The organism is Streptomyces sp. NPDC093225, assembly GCF_044753805.1.
Taxonomy (GTDB): Bacteria; Actinomycetota; Actinomycetes; order Streptomycetales; family Streptomycetaceae; genus Streptomyces.
In genome coordinates, this window is sequence record NZ_JBIVNX010000018.1 from 63,491 (window position 1) to 80,623 (window position 17,133).

Genomic DNA, 17,133 nt, shown 5'->3' on the forward strand with positions numbered 1-17,133 from the left:
ACGCAGGGGTCGACCGGGGTGCTCGCCGAGCGGCCTCCTCGCCGTGTGCCCGACGTCAGGGGCTGTCGGCGCCCCGGTCGTGGCCGTGGGGCGCCCCCTGCGACCGGGTTTCGTCGCGCCGCCGTCGTTCGTTGTACTGCCGGAGGGCCAGGTTCACCAGCTCGCTCTCCGAGCGGATCGAGGAGGTTCTCAGGGCCTCGGCGAGCGCGTGGTCGTCGATGTCGATCCGGATGACGGACAAGGGCACCTCCCGTGGGCGGGTCTCGTCGGTACAACGACGGGAAGCGACGGGTGCTGCGCCGCGCCGGGGGGAACGGGTGCGTCCGCGGGGTTTCGGTCCGGGGGTTGGCGGGGCACTCTGGAGGAGCGTGACGGCACGTTCACCGGTGTGACCTTCGAGGCGGTGACAGGCGCATGGCTGCGGGCATGGGCTCGGGCTCCCACGGGCTGTGGTTCGACTCCGGGCGGGTCTGCCTGGACCTGGTCAACACGGCCGCGCCCGAGGAACGGCTGGCGGAGGCGCCCCGGCTGCGGCAGTGGCTGCTGGGGGCCGGACTGGTCCCCCTGGGGACCTCGCTCGACCGGGTCGCGTACGACTGGCTGCCGCCCTTTCGCGCGCTGCGCGCCGACCTCGCGGAGCTGGTGGCCGCGGCCCTGCGCGGGCTGCCGGCCGGCGAGGCCCTGGAGCGGGTCAACACGCTCGCGCTCGGAACGCCGCCGGGTCTGTACGCCGTACGGGGGGACGGCGGCGGGCTCGTACGGCAGCTCCGCGGGGCCGACTGCGCGGCGCTGCTGGCGGCCGTGGCCCGGGACGGGCTCGTGCTCCTGACCGACCCGGAGGCGATGGCGCTGCTGCGGGCGTGCGACGGGGACGGCTGCACCCGGGTCTACCTCGACACCTCGCGCGGCCACCGACGGCGGTGGTGCTCGTCGGAGCTGTGCGGCAACCGGGAACGGGTGGCCCGGCACCGGCGCCGGGCCCTGGCGGCGGAGCCTTCGGCATAGGCGGCGCCCCACCGCTCCCGGCGGCCCGACGGGCCCCGTACCGCGCGGCGGCGAGCGCCGTCCGCGGGCGGATGCGGCCCGCCGGGTGGGCGTGCCGGGGCCCGGGGGCGGCCGAACGACCGCCCGCACCCGTGGGGGGTACCCTGGACGGTCGCCCAGAACGACCAGAAGGGGGCCCTCGGTGGCCGCGCAGGAAGCCACGGAAGAGACTCTCCGTGATCGGGAGATCGCGCTTGAGCAGACTCACCTGGACCAGGTGTACCGCCGTCTCGAGGAGAAGATCCACGAGGCGGAGTTCCTGATGAACGACGCGGCCAAGCGCGGCCAGGTCGGCACGCCCGGCGCGCTCGCCGAGCGCGACGCGCAGGTGTTCCGCGCCGGGGTCCACCTCAACCGGCTGAACAACGAGTTCGAGGACTTCCTCTTCGGACGCATCGACCTCGTGCTCGGCAAGGACGGCAAGCGCGGCCCCGACGGCGCGTACACCTCCGTGGAGCCCGCCGACGACGCCATCCGGGACGACCTGACCGCCGACATCGCCGAGACCCTCCACATCGGGCGCATCGGCGTCCTCGACGCGGACTACTCGCCGCTGGTCATCGACTGGCGCGCGCCCGCCGCGGCGCCCTTCTACCGCTCCACGCCCAAGGACCCCGGCCGCGTCGTGCGCCGCCGCGTGATCCGTTCCAAGGGCCGCAAGGTGCTCGGCGTCGAGGACGACCTCATGCGCCCCGAGGTCACCGCCCACCTGGACGGCGACGAGCTGCCCGCGATCGGCGACGGCGCCCTGATGGCCTCGCTCGGCCGGGCCCGTACGCACACCATGCGCGACATCGTCTCGTCCATCCAGGCGGAGCAGGACCTCGTCATCCGCGCCCCCGCCGCCTCCGTCGCGGAGGTCTCCGGCGGCCCCGGCACCGGCAAGACCGCCGTCGCCCTGCACCGCGCCGCCTACCTGCTGTACCAGGACCGGCGCCGGTACGCGGGCGGCATCCTGATCGTCTCCCCGACGCCCCTGCTGGTGGCCTACACCGAGGGCGTCCTCCCCTCGCTCGGCGAGGAGGGCCAGGTCGCCATCCGCGCGCTCGGCTCGCTGGTCGACGGCGCCGAGGCGACGACGTACGACGAGCCGTCGGTCTCCCGCATCAAGGGCTCCTCGCGCATGCTCAGGGTCCTGCGCAAGGCCGTGCGCGGCGCCCTCGAGCTCGGCGGCCCGGCCGGGCCCGCGCCCGAGCGGCTGCGGGTGGTCGCCTTCAACCGGCGCCAGGAGCTGGAGGCCGACGAGCTCGACCGGATCCGGCAGGCCGTGCTCGGCGGCACCGCGCCGGTGAACCTGCTGCGCCCGCGCGCCCGCAAGCTGCTGCTGGACGCCCTGTGGTCCAAGAGCGGCGGCGCCAACCGGCACTCCGACCCGGAGCTGGCCGCCGAGCTGCGGTCCAGCTTCGACGAGGACGTCTCCACCGAGGACCCGTTCATCGAGTTCCTCGACGCCTGGTGGCCCGAGCTCACCCCGCGCCGGGTGCTGGCCGCCATGGCCGACGAGAAGCGGCTGGGCCGGTGGTCGCGCCGGGTGCTGAACCCGCGCGAGACCCGGCAGCTCGCCCGCTCCCTGCGTCGGGTCGGCCAGGACGGCACCGGCCCCCTGTCCGTGCACGACGTGGCCCTGCTGGACGAGCTCCACGGCCTGCTGGGCGCGCCCGCCCGGCCCAGGAAGAAGCGCGAGCTCGACCCGCTGGACCAGCTCACCGGGCTCGAGGAGCTCATGCCCCGCCGCGAGGAGACGCAGCGCGAGCGGGCCGAGCGGCTGGCGGCGGAGCGCACGGAGTACGCGCACGTCATCGTCGACGAGGCGCAGGACCTGACGCCCATGCAGTGGCGGATGGTCGGCCGGCGCGGCCGCACCGCGACGTGGACGGTCGTGGGCGATCCGGCGCAGTCCTCGTGGACGGTCCCCGAGGAGGCCGCGGAGGCCCGTGACGAGGCGCTGGGCTCCCGGCCGCGGCGGCGCTTCACGCTGACCGTGAACTACCGCAACCCCGCGGAGATCGCGGAGCTGGCGAAGAAGGTGCTGCAGCGGGCGATGCCGGGGATGGAGTCGCCGTCGGCGGTCCGGTCGACCGGGCTGCAGCCGCGGTTCACGGCGGTGGCCGCGGCGGCCGGCGCCGGCGGCGCGGCGCGGGCCGGCTCGCGGGCCCGTTCCGGCGGCGGGGTGGTGCCCGTGGCGGGCCTCGGGGAGGCCGTGCGGGAGGAAACGGTCCGGCTGCTGGCGCAGGTGGACGGCACCGTGGGCGTCGTGGTGGCCATGGACCGCCGCGAGGAGGCCGCGGGCTGGCTCGCCGGGCTCGGCGAGCGGGCGGTGGCCCTGGGCAGCCTGGAGGCGAAGGGCCTGGAGTACGACGCGACGGTCGTGGTCTCGCCCGCGGAGATCGCCGAGGAGTCGCCGGCGGGGCTGCGGGTGCTGTACGTCGCCCTGACGCGGGCCACGCAGCAGCTGACCGTCGTCTCCGGACCGGGGGACCGCCCGGACGCCGCCGACGTCCCGGAGCTCCTGCGCGACTGACGCCGGCTCGCGGGTCGGGACGGTGGCGGCCGGGTCGGTGGCGGCCGGGCCGATCCGGGCCGGGTCGGTGGAGGCCGGGTCGACGGCGGCTGGGCCGATCGGTCCCACCTGGTGGGCAAGTCGGCGCAGGGAGGTCCCGTCCCGGGGATCGTTTGTTAGCCTTGGTGAGGCACCGGCTCGATCCAAGCCCCCGGGCCCAACCTTCGTCGCTTAGAGCGACCACTTGCCGCGAGGCGAGCATGGCGGGTCGGTGTCATAGGCGTTCATACAGGTCCGCGCCCTTCCTTCGGGGAGGGCGCGGACCTTTTTTGTGTCCGCACACACTTCCCCGACCCCCAACTCTCTCGTATGGTGGAAGAGTCTTTCCGAAACTTGTAGCTGGTTACCGAATACCGGCTGGTAGGTGGGACGATCGGACAACACGTCCTGCCGCGTTCGTGCGCGGGGTCAGGGGGACGTGCGCAAGTGAAGCAAGGGAAAGCAGAGGAACACGGCCATGGCAACGGCGCCCAGCGTCTCGTACTCGATGACGGTCCGCCTGGAGGTGCCCGCGAGCGGAACCGCGGTCTCCCAGCTCACCACCGCCGTGGAGTCCTCCGGAGGGTCGGTCACCGGTCTGGACGTCACGGCCTCAGGCCACGAGAAGCTCCGGATCGACGTCACCATCGCCGCGACGTCCACCGCCCACGCCGACGAGATCGTCCAGAAGCTGCGCGGGATCGAGGGCGTCACCCTCGGCAAGGTCTCCGACCGCACCTTCCTGATGCACCTCGGCGGCAAGATCGAGATGGCGTCGAAGCACCCCATCCGCAACCGTGACGACCTGTCCATGATCTACACCCCGGGCGTGGCCCGCGTGTGCATGGCGATCGCCGAGAACCCCGAGGACGCCCGGCGCCTCACCATCAAGCGCAACTCCGTCGCGGTGGTGACCGACGGCTCCGCCGTGCTCGGCCTGGGCAACATCGGCCCCAAGGCCGCACTGCCCGTCATGGAGGGCAAGGCGGCCCTCTTCAAGCGGTTCGCCGGCATCGACGCCTGGCCGATCTGCCTGGACACCCAGGACACCGACGAGATCGTCGCGATCGTCAAGGCCATCGCCCCCGGCTTCGCCGGCATCAACCTCGAGGACATCTCCGCGCCGCGTTGCTTCGAGATCGAGGCGCGGCTGCGCGAGGCCCTCGACATCCCGGTCTTCCACGACGACCAGCACGGCACGGCGATCGTGGTGCTGGCCTCGCTCACCAACGCCCTGCGCGTGGTCGGCAAGGCCATCGGCGACGTCAAGGTCGTCATGTCCGGCGCCGGCGCGGCCGGTACCGCCATCCTGAAGCTGCTGATCGCGGCCGGTGTGAAGCACGCCGTGGTCGCCGACATCCACGGCGTCGTGCACGCCGACCGGGCCGACCTGGTCGACGCCGCGGCCGACTCGCCGCTGCGCTGGATCGCCGACAACACCAACCCCGAGGGCGTCACCGGCACCCTCAAGGAGGCCGTCGTCGGCGCCGACGTGTTCATCGGCGTCTCGGCCCCGAACGTGCTGAACGGCGACGACGTCGCGGCCATGGCGGAGGGCGCGATCGTCTTCGCGCTCGCGAACCCGGACCCCGAGGTCGAGCCCTCGATCGCCCGTGAGACGGCGGCGGTCGTGGCCACCGGCCGGTCCGACTTCCCGAACCAGATCAACAACGTGCTGGTCTTCCCGGGCGTCTTCCGCGGCCTGCTCGACGCGCAGTCCCGCACCGTGAACACCGACATGATGCTGGCCGCCGCGGCGGCGCTGGCGGACGTCGTCACCGAGGGCGAGCTGAACCCGAACTACATCATCCCGTCGGTCTTCAACGACAAGGTCGCGGGCGCCGTCGCGGGCGCGGTCCGCAACGCCGCCAAGGCCGCCGGCGGGGACGTCGTGGAGCCGTCCTCGATCTGAGCCGCCGTCGGCCGACCCCGTTCGACCTGACGCCGGGTCACTCCGGCCGCGTCGCGCCCGCCGGGTCCGCCCGCGGGCGTGACGCCCCGTCGGATCCGGTGGGTGCGCCGCCGGGCCGGGCCGCGCGGGGCCGTTGTGACGGGCCCCACGTCCGGCCCGCCCCCGGCGCGTCGCGGGATGCGGCATCCCTGCGGCCCCTCTAGGGTTGCGTGGATGCCCGCAGCGGTTCGGCGGTCCGTTCGAGGCGGTCCGCATCCAGCGGCGGACGGAGCGTCACGGCGGCGTGACCGTGGCGCTTTTCGTGTGACCCTGGCGGGTGCCGGATTGGCTTTCCCGCCGCTGGTGGGGGCAGGATGCGTAACCGGGCGAGAGGGTCTGACGTCAGACCCGGGTCCGGGGACTGTCCTACGGCCCTGGCAGCATCGGCTTCGATCTCACGCCCCATAGGCAAGTTGAACACGGGAGTACAACATGAACCGCAGTGAGCTGGTGGCCGCGCTGGCCGACCGCGCCGAGGTGACGCGCAAGGACGCCGACGCCGTCCTCGCCGCCTTCGCCGAGACCGTCGGTGAGATCGTCGCCAAGGGCGACGAGAAGGTCACCATCCCCGGCTTCCTGACCTTCGAGCGCACCCACCGTGCCGCTCGTACCGCGCGCAACCCGCAGACCGGCGACCCCATCCAGATCCCGGCCGGCTACAGCGTGAAGGTCTCCGCGGGCTCCAAGCTCAAGGAAGCCGCCAAGGGCAAGTGAGCCCCCGGGGCGTAGCCCCAGGAGCCGCACACCTTGAGGGGGGCTCAGGCCCCCCGGGCGCGTGAGCCCCGGTGCCAGGCCCGACGGCGCGCAGCCGCCGCGGCCCGGCCCGCGGACGCCGCTGGGCGTCCCCACGACGACGAAGGGCGGCCACCCCGTACGGGGTGGCCGCCCTTTGACGTTCCGGGGCCTGCGGGCCCTCCGGGGCCGCCTGGGCGGCCCCGGACGCCGGGACGGTCCTGCCGTCAGACCAGCGAGCCGCCGGGCAGTTCGACCTTCGCGCCCAGCTCCACGAGCTTCTCCATGAAGTTCTCGTAGCCGCGGTTGATGAGGTCGATGCCGTGCACCCGGGAGGTGCCCTCGGCCGCCAGCGCCGCGATCAGGTACGAGAATCCGCCGCGCAGGTCGGGGATCACCAGGTCGGCGCCCTGCAGCTTCGTCGGGCCGGAGACGACCGCGGAGTGCAGGAAGTTGCGCTGGCCGAAGCGGCAGGCGGAGCCGCCCAGGCACTCGCGGTACAGCTGGATGTGCGCGCCCATCTGGTTCAGCGCCGAGGTGAAGCCCAGCCGGGACTCGTACACCGTCTCGTGGACGATGGACAGGCCCGCGGCCTGCGTGAGCGCCACGACCAGCGGCTGCTGCCAGTCGGTCTGGAAGCCGGGGTGCACGTCCGTCTCCAGCGCGATCGCGTTGAGCGGGCCGCCCGGGTGCCAGAAGCGGATGCCGTCGTCGTCGATCTCGAAGGCGCCGCCGACCTTCCGGTACGTGTTGAGGAAGGTCATCATCGAGCGCTGCTGGGCGCCGCGCACGTAGATGTTGCCGCCGGTCGCCAGGGCCGCGGAGGCCCACGAGGCGGCCTCCAGGCGGTCCGGGAGCGCCTTGTGGTTGTAGCCGCCGAGCCGGTCCACACCGGTGATCCGGATGGTCCGGTCGGTGTCCATGGAGATGATGGCGCCCATCTTCTGCAGCACGCAGATGAGGTCCTCGATCTCCGGCTCCACCGCCGCGTTGGCCAGCTCCGTGACGCCCTCGGCCAGCACGGCCGTCAGCAGCACCTGCTCGGTCGAGCCGACCGAGGGGTAGGGCAGGCGGATCTTGCAGCCGCGCAGCCGCTGCGGGGCCTCCAGGTACTGGCCGCCCTCGCGCTTCTCGATGGTGGCGCCGAACTGGCGCAGCACGTCGAAGTGGAAGTCGATCGGCCGGCCGCCGATGTCGCAGCCGCCCAGGCCCGGGATGAAGGCGTGGCCGAGGCGGTGCAGCAGCGGGCCGCAGAACAGGATCGGGATGCGCGAGGAGCCCGCGTGCGCGTCGATGTCGGCGACGTTCGCGCTCTCGACGTGGGTGGGGTCCATGACCAGTTCGCCGGGCTCGTCGCCGGGGCGGACCGTCACGCCGTGCAGCTGCAGCAGCCCGCGGACCACCCGCACGTCGCGGATGTCGGGCACGTTGCGCAGCCGGCTGGGTTCGCTGCCGAGCAGCGCGGCGACCATGGCCTTCGGCACGAGGTTCTTCGCGCCGCGGACCCGGATCTCGCCCTCGAGCGGGGTACCGCCGTGGACAAGCAGGACATCGTCTGTGCCGGTCATGAATCTCGCGTTCCGGAGTGGGTGGGCAGGGGGCCAGGGAAAACTGTAAGCGGCTGGAGGCCTTGCCTTGTATGCCCCAGCGAGGCCCATGAGAATGTCATCATTTCGCCACAACACCCTCCGTATCCGATGTGTAGCGGAGGGTTGACCTCCGGTCGAGGGTCGGGTGCGCGCTCCCGCTGCTGCCGTGCGCCCGCCCGGTGCGCACGGACGAGTTGTGCCGCCCGCTCCCCCTCCGGGGCGAATATGCGGGATCATGTGCCCATGACCGAGGTGTCCTCGCTCACGGGGCGACTGCTCGTCGCCACACCCGCCCTGGCGGACCCGAACTTCGACCGCGCGGTGGTGCTGCTCCTCGACCACGACGAGGAGGGCTCGCTCGGCGTGGTCCTGAACCGGCCCACCCCGGTCGGCGTCGGCGACATCCTGCTGCCCTGGGCCGCCCTCGCCGGCGAGCCCGGCGTCGTGTTCCAGGGCGGCCCGGTCTCCCTCGACTCCGCCCTCGGCGTCGCGGTCATCCCCGGCGACGAGGGCCCGCTGGGCTGGCGCCGGGTGCACGGCGCGATCGGCCTGGTGGACCTGGAGACCCCGCCGGAGCTGCTCGCCAGCGCCCTCGGCTCGCTGCGGATCTTCGCCGGGTACTCCGGTTGGGGGCCCGGGCAGCTGGAGGAGGAGCTGAGCGACGGCGCCTGGTACGTCGTGGAGTCCGAGCCCGGGGACGTCTCCGCGCCCGATCCGGAGCGGCTGTGGCGCTCGGTGCTGCGGCGCCAGCGCAGCGAGCTGGCCATGGTGGCCACCTATCCGGACGACCCCACCCTCAACTGAGACGACGCACGGCGCGGGACCCGACACGCCGCGAGCCCGAGCCGGGCGCGGCCCAGTACCCTTGCGGCATGAGCACTCTTGAGCCCGAGCGCGGCACTGGCACGGGGACCCTCGTAGAGCCGACGCCGCAGGTCTCCCACGGCGACGGCGACCACGAGCGCTTCGCCCACTACGTCCAGAAGGACAAGATCATGGCGAGCGCCCTCGACGGGACCCCCGTCGTCGCGCTCTGCGGCAAGGTCTGGGTCCCGGGCCGCGACCCGAAGAAGTACCCGGTCTGCCCCATGTGCAAGGAGATCTACGAGTCCATGGGCCCCGGCGGCGGGGACAACGACAAGGGCGGCAAGGGCAAGTAACCCCGAAGGGGTGGCCCACCGCCGCTGACGCAGGCCTCCGGGCGCGCGCACCCGCGCGCCGGGGGCCTGCGTCGCGTCCGGGCGCCCGGTGCGGCGTGCGGGGCCCGGCGCGCGGGGCCGGTGTCGACGCCGGTGCCGGGGCGGGACGCCTGGCGCTGCGCCCGGAGGCCCGCGCCCGGAGGCTCGTGCCCGGGTGGAGGCCTGTGCCGGGTCGGACGCCGCCGGTAGGGTGCGGCGCCATGAGCGATGTGCGAGACGACCTGTCCCTCATCCCGGCGCCGTCGAGCGTCGAGGCGCCCGCGGACGTCCCGCCGTACGAGCTCACCCACGCCACCACCCTCGCCGCCGGCCCCGGCGCCGAGGGCGCCACCGCCTGGCTGCGCCGCGAGCTCGGCGCCGCCACCGGACTCCCGCTGCCCGCCCCCGCGCCGGGCGCGTACGACGAGGAGCGCGGCCTGAGCCGCTCCGGTGGAGCCGGTGCCCGCACCGGGATCCGCCTCGCGGTCGACCGGTCGGTCGGGGCCGAGCTCGGCCCCGAGGGTCACCGCCTCACGGCCGGCCCCGACGGGGTCGAGATCCTCGGCGGCGGGCCCGCCGGCGTGTTCTGGGGCGCCCAGACCCTGCGCCAACTACTCGGCCCGGACGCCTACCGGCGCGCCCCGCTGCCCGGCCGCACCTGGCGGGTGCCGGCGGTGCGGATCGCGGACCGGCCGCGGTTCGGCTGGCGCGGCATGCTCCTCGACACGGCCCGCCACTTCATGCCCAAGGACACCGTCCTGCGGTACGTCGACCTGCTCGCCGCGCACAAGCTGAACGTCCTGCACCTCCACCTGACCGACGACCAGGGCTGGCGCGTCGAGATCCGCCGCCACCCGAGGCTCACCGAGGTCGGCTCCTGGCGCCCGCGCACCCGCTGGGGCCACCGCGCCTCCCCGTTGTGGAACGAGACCCCGCACGGCGGCTTCTACACCCGGGACGACATCCGCGAGATCGTCGCCTACGCGGCCGCCCGGCACGTCCGCCTCGTCCCCGAGATCGACGTGCCCGGCCACTCGCAGGCGGCCATCGCCGCCTACCCGCACCTCGGCAACACCGACGTCGTCGACACCGGGGCGCTGGGTGTCTGGGACGACTGGGGCGTCAGCCGGAACGTCCTGGCCCCCACGGACGAGGTGCTGCGCTTCTACGAGGGCGTCCTGGAGGAGGTGCTGGAGCTCTTCCCGGCCGAGGTCTCGCCGTTCGTGCACATCGGCGGCGACGAGTGCCCCAAGGACCAGTGGCGCAGCTCGCCGGCCGCCCAGGCCCGGATCCGCGCACTCGGGCTGGCGGACGAGGAGGAGCTGCAGTCCTGGTTCGTCCGGCACTTCGACCGCTGGCTGGCCGCCCGCGGGCGGCGGCTGATCGGCTGGGACGAGATCCTGGAGGGCGGACTGGCGCCCGGCGCCGCGGTCTCCTCCTGGCGCGGGTACGCGGGCGGGGTCGCGGCCGCCGAGGCCGGACACGACGTGGTGATGTGCCCGGAGCAGCAGGTGTACCTGGACTACCGTCAGGACGGCGGCCCCGAAGAGCCCGTGCCGATCGGGTACGTGCGCACGCTCGCCGACGTGTACCGCTTCGAGCCCGTGCCGCCGGAGCTGGACCCGGCCGCCGCCGCGCACGTCCTGGGCGCCCAGGCCAACGTCTGGACCGAGGTGATGGAGAGCCAGGGCCGCGTCGACTACCAGGTGTTCCCGAGGCTGGCCGCGTTCGCGGAGGTGGTGTGGTCGCAGCTGCCCGAGCCGGCCGAGCGCGATCTGGCCGGTTTCGAGGCGCGGTTGGCCGGGCACTACGGGCGGCTGGACGCGCTGGGCGTCGGCTACCGGCCGCCGTCCGGGCCGCTGCCGTGGCAGCGGCGGCCGGGCGTCCTGGGGAGGCCGATCGAGGGGGCGCCGCCGGGGGCGTGAGCCCTCGGGGGCGGTCCGCGGACGCACTTCCGGGCCGTCGGGTCTGAGACCGGCAAGTCATATGAGAGTTCTCGAACTACCCCTTGCGTGATGCTATCGGAAGCTTGTACCCAAGGCCGGTCAAACCGGACGTCGGGCCTGGTCGCGGGCGAAGGCCCCCGGCCGCACCCTCGCGTCGCGCGGTCCGGAAGATGTGCCAGAGTTGCCACGTCCCGGCTGTGAAGACGTACCGTACGGCGGACAGCTGTGAGCGCCGGGACATCGGGAAGGGGCAGCTGGGTTGACCACGCACGCACCGCAGGCCGCGCAGTCCGTGACGCTGCCGACCTCGCTCGACGAGGCCGTGGCGGCGCTCTCCGCCATGCCCGCCGCCGTGCCGGTCGCCGGCGGCACCGACCTGATGGCCGCCGTCAACTCCGGGCTGCTGCGTCCCGCCGGGCTCGTCGGCCTCGGCCGCATCAGCGAGATCCGCGGCTGGCAGTACCAGGACGGCCACGCACTGCTCGGCGCCGGCCTCACGCACGCCCGCATGGGCCGTCCCGACTTCGCCGCGCTCATCCCGGCGCTGGCCGCCGCCGCCCGGGCCGCGGGCCCGCCGCAGATCCGCAACGCCGGCACTCTCGGCGGCAACGTCGCCAGCGCCGCCCCGACGGGCGACGCGCTGCCTGTGCTGGCCGCGCTGGAGGCCGTACTGGTCATCGCCGGGCCCGGTGGCGCGCGGCGCGAGATCCCGGTCTCGCACCTGCTCGCGGGGCGCGAGATGCTCGGCGCCGGCGAGCTGATCGGCTTCGTGCGGGTGCCGCTGCTGCACGCCCCCCAGGTGTTCCTGAAGGCCACCGGCCGGACCGGCCCGGGCCGCGCGGTGGCCTCCGTGGGGCTGGTGCTGGACCCGGCGCGGCGCGGGGTGCGGTGCGCGATCGGCGCGGTGGCGCCGATGCCGCTGCGACCGCTGGAGGCCGAGCGGTGGGTCGCGGGCCTGATCGACTGGGACGCGGACCGGGGGCTCGCCCCCGAGGCGCTGGAGGCCTTCGGCGAGTACGTCGCCATGGCCTGCGTACCGGACCCCGCACCGGAACCCGCTTCACCGGCGGTGCTGCACCTGCGGCGGACGGTGGCCGTGCTGGCCCGAAGGGCACTGGGGAGGGCGCTGACCTCATGAGCGAGAACGACAACGTGACCACGACGTCCGAGGGCGCCGGGGCTTGGGGCTGGCAGCCCGTGCCGCAGGGCGGCGACTACGACGCGGACGCGACGGCCTTCGTGAAGCTGCCCGACGAGATGTTCGGGGAGCCCCTGGAGGCGCCCGGCCACGGGTACGTGCCGCCGGTGATCCCGCCCGTGGTGGTGGGCCCGTCCGGCGTGAGCGCGGACCCGACGGCGACGGGCACCTGGTCGGTGCCGGTGGACTGGCAGGCCGCGACGGAGGCCCCGGTGGCCGCCGCCCCCGTCGGCCACCCCCCGGCCGCGGACCCGGCCGCCGACCTCTCCGGAGGCTGGCCGGAGGCGGCTCCCGGTACGCACGGCGGCACGGCGCAGTGGCACTTCCCGGAGGTGCCGGCCGCCGACGCGGGTGCGCACGCGGGCGTTGCCGCAGGCCCGGGCGTTGCCGCGGGCACGGGCCCGGGCGGGCACGAGGTCCCGGACGCGGGTGCGCAGGCCCACCCGCTGACCGGCGAGTGGTCGATCCCGGTCGCGCAGGGGGACCTGCCCGAGGAGTCGGGGGAGTACGCCCGCTCCACGCTGGCCCCCGAGTGGGCCCAGCAGGCCCCGGCCACCCTGCCGGGCGGCGCCGCCGCTCCCTGGGCGGAGCAGCTCCAGCAGTGGCCCACCCCGTCGCCGGAGGCGATGGCGGAGGCGGCCGTGGAGCCGACCGAGGGCGCGGGCAAGGCCTTCGACGGCGTCCGCGGATACGTCGCCCCGCCCGCCGACTACACGGGCTCGTCGGTGCGACTGCCCTATCCGGACGCGGCGGAGCCGGGCACGGTCCCGCCGGCCGCTTCGGGAGACCTGCCGGGCACCCCTGGTGACGGGACCGGGTCGGGTGCGGGTTTCGGTGACGGGCCGGGCCACGGCCACGGGTACGTGGCCGGTGCGGGTGCCGACGCGGGCCACGGGCACCTGCCGGGGTCCGGTTTCGCGGGCGAGGGCGGTGCCGACGCGCACGCGTACGGACACGGCCACGGCGTCCCCGCCGAGGCTTCCGGACACACCGACGGGGCCGGGATCCCCGTTCCCTCGTGGGCCCTTCCCCCGGGCGACACCTCGCCCGGCTTCGACACCTCCGGCTTCGCCACGGGCCAGGGCGCACCCGTCGACCACTCGTCGGGCCAGGGGCTGCCGCTCGCGGCTCCGGCCGCGGACCACTCGACGGGCCACGGACTGCCCCTCGCGGCTGCGGCCGCGGATCATTCGCCGGGCCAGGGGCTGCCGCTCGCGGCCGGTGCCGGTATCGGTATCGGTGAGGGTCTCGCCGACGCCCACGCGCTCGGGCACTCCCTCGGCCAGGGCCTGCCGCTCGCGGCCGCGGTCGCCGAGCACACCCTCGGTGAGGGCGCCGCCCTCGCGGGTGCGGCCCTCGGGGGCCTTCGGGCCGCCGCCGGCGCCGCCGACGGCCACGGGGGCGCGGCGCCGCACGCGCACGTGCCCAGTGAAGGCGTCGAGGGTGCCGAGGCCCCCTCCGGCCGCGAGCACGCCGCCGCCGAAGTCCACCCCGGTCCCGGAGGGTTCGCCGCCGCGGGCCCCGACGGTGCGGACGTTCCCCCGACCGGGCACGCCGCGCGCCGCGGCCCGGGCGCAGGTCCGGGTGCCACGGAGCCCGATCCCGTCGGCGACGGGCCCGTACCCGCCCCGCACGAGGACGTACGGCACGACACCGCCGAGCCGACCGCACCCGCCGACGGGCCCGGGGACGCCGTTCCCGGGCACGAGCCCGCCCCCGACGCGCCGGCCGAGGAGTCGGCCGGTGACGGGTCCGCGGAGCCCCCGCAGGGCCCGGAGGCGACCGAGGCGTCCGGTGAGCACGGTTCCGAGCCGGTCCCCGGACCCGTCCCGGCCACGCTCGCCGAGGAGCGCCCGCACACCTCGTACGTGCTGCGCGTCAACGGCGCCGACCGCCCCGTGACCGGCGCCTGGATCGGCGAGTCCCTGCTCTACGTGCTGCGCGAGCGGCTCGGCCTGGCCGGTGCCAAGGACGGCTGCTCGCAGGGCGAGTGCGGCGCCTGCGCCGTTCAGGTCGACGGCCGGCTCGTCGCCAGCTGCCTCGTGCCCGCCGCGACCGCCGCCGGCAGCGAGGTCCGTACCGTCGAGGGCCTGGCCCGCGACGGGCAGCAGTCCGACGTGCAGCAGGCGCTGTGCCGGTCCGGGGGCGTCCAGTGCGGCTTCTGCATCCCCGGCATGGCCATGACCATTCATGACCTGCTGGAGGGCAACCACGCCCCCACCGAGCTGGAGACCCGCCAGGCGCTGTGCGGCAACCTCTGCCGGTGCTCCGGCTACCAGGGCGTGCTCCAGGCGGTCCGCGAGGTCGTCGCCGAGCGGGCCGAGTCCGCCGACGGCGACGAGGCGCCGTACGCCGAGAGCGTCTTCGACCCCGCTCCCGACGCCCGGGTCCCGCACCAGGCGCCCCCCGGCGCGGGCGGCGTCCGTCCCGACCGCCACCTCGGCCACGACGGCGGCCCCTACGGGCAGGACGGCCAGTACGGGCAGGACGGCCAGTACGGGCACGAGGGCCAGTACGGGCACGAGGCCCGGTACGACCACGACGGCCAGTACGACCACGACGGCGGCAACGGAGGCACCGGCATGGGCACCGGCACGTCCACGGGAGGCACGGCGTGAGCAACGACGCGGCCACCGCCACCGTCACCACCCCCGGCGGCCACCCCGCCGGTCCGGACGGCCCCGCCGAGCCGGAGCCCGCGTACGGGATCGGCGCCAGCCTCGCGCCCGCCGACACCCGCGCCAAGACCGAGGGCACCTTCCCGTACGCCGCCGACCTGTGGGCCGAGGGCCTGCTGTGGGCCGCCGTGCTGCGCTCCCCGCACGCGCACGCCCGCATCAAGTCGATCGACACCTCCGCCGCGGTCGAGATGCCCGGCGTCCGCGCGGTCGTCACCCACGCCGACGTACCCGGCTGCGCCACGCACGGCCGCCGCATCACCGACCGGCCCGTCTTCGCCCACGACGTCGTGCGCCACCACGGCGAGCCCATCGCCGCCATCGCGGCCGACCACCCCGACACCGCGCGCCTGGCCGCCGCCGCGATCGCCGTCGAGTACGAGCTGCTGGAGCCCGTCACCGACCCCGAGAAGGCGTTCGGCGCCGCCCCGCTGCACCCCGACGGCAACCTCGTCCGCCACATCCCGCTGCGGTACGGCGACCCCGACGTGACCGGTGAGGTCGTCGTCGAGGGCCTCTACCGGATCGGCCGCCAGGACCCCGCCCCCATCGGAGCCGAGGCCGGCCTCGCCGTGCCCCGCCCCGACGGCGGCGTCGAGATCTACACCGCCTCCACCGACCCGCACTCCGACCGCGACCAGGCCGCCGCCTGCTTCGGCCTGGAGCCCGAGCGGGTCCGGATCGTCGTCACCGGCGTGCCCGGCGCCACCGGCGACCGCGAGGACGCGGGCTTCCACCTGCCGCTGGGCCTGCTGGCCCTGCGGACCGGCTGCCCCGTCAAACTCGCCGCCACCCGCGAGGAGTCCTTCCTCGGCCACTCCCACCGCCACCCCACCCTGCTGCGCTACCGCCACCACGCGGACGCCGAGGGCCGGCTGGTCAAGGTCGAGGCGCAGATCCTGATGGACACGGGTGCGTACGCGGACGCCTCGTCCGAGTCCCTGGCCGCGGCCGTCGCCTTCGCCTGCGGCCCGTACGTCGTGCCGCACGCCTTCGTCGAGGGCTGGGCGGTCCGCACCAACAACCCGCCCTCCGGCCACGTGCGCGGCGAAGGCGCGATGCAGGTGTGCGCGGCGTACGAGGGCCAGATGGACAAGCTCGCCGCCAAGCTGGGCCTGGACCCGGCCGAGCTGCGCATGCGCAACGTCCTGGCCACCGGCGACCTCCTGCCCACCGGCCAGACCGTGACCTGCCCGGCACCGGTGGCCGAACTGCTGCGCGCGGTGCGCGACTTCGAGCTGCCCGGGCTGCCCAAGGACACGCCCGAGGACGAATGGCTGCTGCCCGGCGGCCTGGAGGGCGCGGGCGAGCCCGGCGCCATCCGGCGCGGGGTCGGCTACGCCCTCGGCATGGTGCACATGCTCGGCGCGGAGGGCACCGACGAGGTCTCCACCGCCACGGTGAAGGTCCACGACGGCGCCGCGACCGTGATCTGCGCGGCCGTCGAGACCGGCCAGGGCTTCACCACCCTCGCCCGCCAGGTCGTCCAGGAGGTCCTGGGCATCGAGGACGTTCGGGTGGCGCCGGTCGACACCGACCAGCCGCCCGCCGGGCCGACCACGCACGGCCGGCACACCTGGGTGTCCGCCGGGGCGGTGGAGCGGGCCGCGAAGATGGTCCGGACGCAACTGCTCCAGCCCATGGCCCACAAGCTGGGCATGTCGACGGAGCTCCTGCAGGTCGCCGACGGGAAGATCACGTCTTACGACGGGGCCTTCTCGACCACCGTCGCCGAGGCGATGGCGGGCAAGGAGCTGTGGGCCACCGCCCAGTGCCGGCCGCACCCGACCGAACCGCTGGACGAGGCGGGTCAGGGCGACGCGTTCGTCGGGCTCGCCTTCTGCGCGATCCGCGCGGTGGTGGACGTCGACATCGAACTGGGCGCGGTGCGGGTGGTCGAGCTCGCCGTCGCGCAGGACGTCGGCCGGATCCTCAACCCGCGCCAGCTGGCGGCCCGCATCGAGGCCGGCGTCACGCAGGGCCTGGGCGCGGCCCTCACCGAGAACCTGCGCACGGCGGGCGGGCTGCTGCGCCACCCCGACCTGACGGGGTACGCGCTGCCGACGGCCCTGGACGCGCCGGACATCCGGATCGTCAAGCTGGTGGAGGAGCGCGACGTGGTCGCCCCCTTCGGCGCCAAGGCGGCCAGCGCGGTGCCGGTGGTGACCTCCCCGGCGGCGGTGGCGGCGGCGGTGCGCTCGGCGACCGGGCGGCCGGTGAACCGGCTGCCGATCCGGCCGCAGGCGGCGGTGGCGGCCCCCAACTCCTGAGCGGACGG

At 75.0% G+C, this 17,133-nt stretch carries 12 protein-coding genes; 10 read left to right on the forward strand and 2 right to left on the reverse strand.

Annotation, left to right across the window (positions count from 1 at the left end):
• Positions 1–55 precede the first annotated feature (55 nt).
• On the reverse strand, positions 56–241 hold the full coding sequence (locus tag ACIQCH_RS18465) for a type II toxin-antitoxin system VapB family antitoxin (protein WP_402582043.1): 186 nt from the start codon (positions 239–241) through the stop codon (positions 56–58).
• A 173-nt stretch (positions 242–414) separates the two neighbouring features.
• Here ACIQCH_RS18465 and ACIQCH_RS18470 point away from each other — a divergent pair, with 173 nt between their 5' ends.
• The 4 genes from ACIQCH_RS18470 to ACIQCH_RS18485 all read left to right on the forward strand — a co-directional run bounded on the left by ACIQCH_RS18470 (position 415) and on the right by ACIQCH_RS18485 (position 6,248).
• Positions 415–1,005, forward strand: coding sequence for a CGNR zinc finger domain-containing protein (locus ACIQCH_RS18470; RefSeq protein ID WP_402582045.1), 591 nt, complete (start codon positions 415–417; stop codon positions 1,003–1,005).
• A 181-nt stretch (positions 1,006–1,186) separates the two neighbouring features.
• On the forward strand, positions 1,187–3,565 hold the full coding sequence (locus tag ACIQCH_RS18475; RefSeq protein ID WP_402582047.1) for a HelD family protein: 2,379 nt from the start codon (positions 1,187–1,189) through the stop codon (positions 3,563–3,565).
• Between the two features lie 496 nt (positions 3,566–4,061).
• The gene (locus tag ACIQCH_RS18480) at positions 4,062–5,495 is read left to right on the forward strand and encodes an NAD-dependent malic enzyme (protein ID WP_402582048.1); all 1,434 of its coding nucleotides are present in this window, start codon (positions 4,062–4,064) and stop codon (positions 5,493–5,495) included.
• A 471-nt stretch (positions 5,496–5,966) separates the two neighbouring features.
• Positions 5,967–6,248, forward strand: a complete 282-nt coding sequence (locus ACIQCH_RS18485; protein WP_007382399.1) for an HU family DNA-binding protein — start codon at positions 5,967–5,969, stop codon at positions 6,246–6,248.
• Positions 6,249–6,493: 245 nt separating this feature from the next.
• Here the strand turns inward: ACIQCH_RS18485 and murA are convergent, their stop codons facing one another.
• Positions 6,494–7,834, reverse strand: coding sequence for a UDP-N-acetylglucosamine 1-carboxyvinyltransferase (gene murA, locus ACIQCH_RS18490; protein WP_402582050.1), 1,341 nt, complete (start codon positions 7,832–7,834; stop codon positions 6,494–6,496).
• Positions 7,835–8,098: 264 nt separating this feature from the next.
• Here murA and ACIQCH_RS18495 point away from each other — a divergent pair, with 264 nt between their 5' ends.
• From ACIQCH_RS18495 to ACIQCH_RS18520, 6 genes are all read left to right on the forward strand, one after another.
• Complete coding sequence (locus ACIQCH_RS18495) at positions 8,099–8,659, forward strand: YqgE/AlgH family protein (RefSeq protein WP_402582052.1); 561 nt, start codon at positions 8,099–8,101, stop codon at positions 8,657–8,659.
• Between the two features lie 68 nt (positions 8,660–8,727).
• A complete protein-coding gene (locus tag ACIQCH_RS18500) occupies positions 8,728–9,015 on the forward strand; it encodes a DUF3039 domain-containing protein (RefSeq protein ID WP_402582054.1) in 288 nt (95 codons plus the stop codon).
• Between the two features lie 239 nt (positions 9,016–9,254).
• Positions 9,255–10,958, forward strand: a complete 1,704-nt coding sequence (locus tag ACIQCH_RS18505; RefSeq protein WP_402582056.1) for a beta-N-acetylhexosaminidase — start codon at positions 9,255–9,257, stop codon at positions 10,956–10,958.
• A gap of 280 nt (positions 10,959–11,238) precedes the next feature.
• Entirely contained in the window at positions 11,239–12,117 is an 879-nt protein-coding gene (locus ACIQCH_RS18510; RefSeq protein ID WP_402582058.1) for an FAD binding domain-containing protein, read from the forward strand.
• On the forward strand, positions 12,114–14,795 hold the full coding sequence (locus ACIQCH_RS18515) for a 2Fe-2S iron-sulfur cluster-binding protein (RefSeq protein WP_402582060.1): 2,682 nt from the start codon (positions 12,114–12,116) through the stop codon (positions 14,793–14,795). Before ACIQCH_RS18510 ends, ACIQCH_RS18515 begins: the two co-directional genes overlap by 4 nt.
• Complete coding sequence (locus ACIQCH_RS18520; RefSeq protein ID WP_402582062.1) at positions 14,792–17,125, forward strand: xanthine dehydrogenase family protein molybdopterin-binding subunit; 2,334 nt, start codon at positions 14,792–14,794, stop codon at positions 17,123–17,125. The genes ACIQCH_RS18515 and ACIQCH_RS18520 overlap by 4 nt, the downstream gene beginning before the upstream one ends.
• Positions 17,126–17,133 lie beyond the last annotated feature (8 nt).